Below are 2,212 nucleotides of genomic sequence, written 5' to 3'. Positions count from 1 at the left end.
CAAAATCTCCTTCTAAAATTAAAATTCATACATTTCTTTTATTTTTGCTTTTAATTTTCTTAAAGCTTCTATTGCCTTCTGTGAGCTATTACGTATTGTGCCATATAATTCTTTATTCTCTTCTATTATAGCATCAATATTATTATTTTCTTCACTTTTCCCCTTAATGTTTGATTTTGATAATATCTTGTTTATAATTGGTTGAAGCAACGATTCTATAAATGCAAATTCATGTCTTTTTTCTTTTATTAAAATATCTATTTTATCTAAATCTTGAATAATAGAATTTATTTTATTAAAATTTTTATTTATTGATGCTATTTTTAATTCATCTAGTTCCTTCAAAGCTCTATTTGTTTTATTTAAAATGATTGATAATTCATCTTGAAGTTTCTCTACTGAATCAATTCCGTGTTGAACTTTGATTGGTTTTATTTTTTTACTTTTTAGAAGTACATTTAAATTGTTTATTTTTCCGTAATTATATTTTTCAATAAAATCAGATAATTTCATTTCTTTTGTTCCTTTTATTCTTGCTCCACCTTCAGTTGCATTTATAAATTCTATCTCAGGATGTAATGCAATAATTTTTTCAAAATATAATCTAAAACTGTCCCATAATATACTTGTTCGAATTTGTTCCCCGTTGACATCTTCAACATATATATCATCTTTCGATACCATTTTACTGTAACTTCTAGTATCTCCTAATGTCCCAGAAAATCCAGCATAACTTTTTTCATTAGTATAAGCCAAATCTTGACCTATAAAGACTATAGGATTACATCCAAGCATAATAGCAAATGATGTAAGTATATGAGCTACTGAACCTCCACCATTTAATGTATAAATCTTTTCACCTAATATATAATCAATAATTGCATTCTGTCTTGTAAATATTTTTTCTCCTTTATGATTGCTTACTATATTTTCATTTGTAATATCTAAAAATAACAATGGTATATCTATTTTATCTATTATATCTTTTATTATTTCATAAGCTTCATAAGATCCATCTATAACTCCTAATAAATCTGGATTTATATTTCTATTTAATAGTCCTTCTAGATTTCTTCCTCCTGTAAATATTAGAATTTTTCCTTCTGCCTTCTTTAATTCATCTATGTTTTTTTCAAGAGATGGACCTGCTGATACAATTATTGCAGGTTTATTTTTGTACTCATCTTTTATCTCATCTACATGATGACTTTTTAACATATAAGGAATATTTTTTACTAATGTTTCAAACCATTGTTCACTAAAAAAATCTTTAACTTTTAAATCCAATATAGCTGAATTTAAAGATTCTTTAATTATATCCAAAAATTTTTTGCTTTCTTTAGGAAATACTTTATTGTAATTTGCAAATATGCCAACCTTTATATTTTTTACATTTTCAATATCAATTGTTCCTACTGTATAGTTTCTAAATCGATTTTCATCATTATATATAATATTTAAATTTTCATCCCGTTTTACCCAGTCTAATTTATTTGCAAATTGAGAAATTTCACTATTAGGTTCGAAAATTATTATTTTCGATTTTTTATATAAATCTCTAAGTTTTTTTATATGTTCTCCTGCACCAAATCCAAACACAAATATTAATTTAGATACAAAATCTGATTCAATATTTTTCAAAAAATTATTTATATCATTTTCCATATTATATTTACTGCCCATATAAATACTTTTATTGTCTTTCATTATTTTTAATATATCATAATTATCTTTTGTCTTTTCAATTTCAAATATTTTTATCATAGACTGTATCACCTCATAATATTATCGTTAAATTATGTATATTTCTTTAATATAAAAAAAGTGGATTCATAATGAATCCACTTTTTTTATATTAAATTACTGTAATAATTGTAATACACTATTTGGTGCACTATTAGCTTGAGCAAGCATTGATTGAGCTGCTTGAGTTAAGATATTGCTCTTAGTGTATTCCATCATTTCCTTAGCCATATCAGTATCTCTGATTCTTGATTCTGATGCTTGTAAGTTTTCAGATGTTGTATCAGTAGAAGCTATTGTATGTTCTAATCTGTTTTGAACAGCACCAAGTGTAGCTCTGTGTTCAGATACAGTAGTTATTGCTGTTTCAATTTTTGCCAAAGCTGCTGAAGCGTTAGCTGATGTAGCCATATCTAAGTTTTCAATGCCAAGCTTAGCAGTATCCATGCTTTGCATAGTTACATCAATT

The 2,212-nt window shown here is 25.4% G+C and carries 2 protein-coding genes; both read right to left on the bottom strand.

Annotated elements, in window-relative coordinates; all coding sequences use genetic code 11:
* Nucleotides 1-18 precede the first annotated feature (18 nt).
* Nucleotides 19-1,764, bottom strand: coding sequence for a motility associated factor glycosyltransferase family protein (locus Q0F58_RS19060; protein ID WP_294379600.1), 1,746 nt, complete (start codon nt 1,762-1,764; stop codon nt 19-21).
* 96 nt (nt 1,765-1,860) lie between these two features.
* Nucleotides 1,861-2,212 (bottom strand): flagellin (locus Q0F58_RS19055; protein WP_294379598.1); only part of this gene is annotated, 352 nt, incomplete at its 5' end.

Source organism: uncultured Clostridium sp., from assembly GCF_934754915.1.
Classification (GTDB): Bacteria; Bacillota; Clostridia; order Clostridiales; family Clostridiaceae; genus Clostridium.
This window is presented reverse-complemented; position numbering and strand designations above follow the sequence as displayed.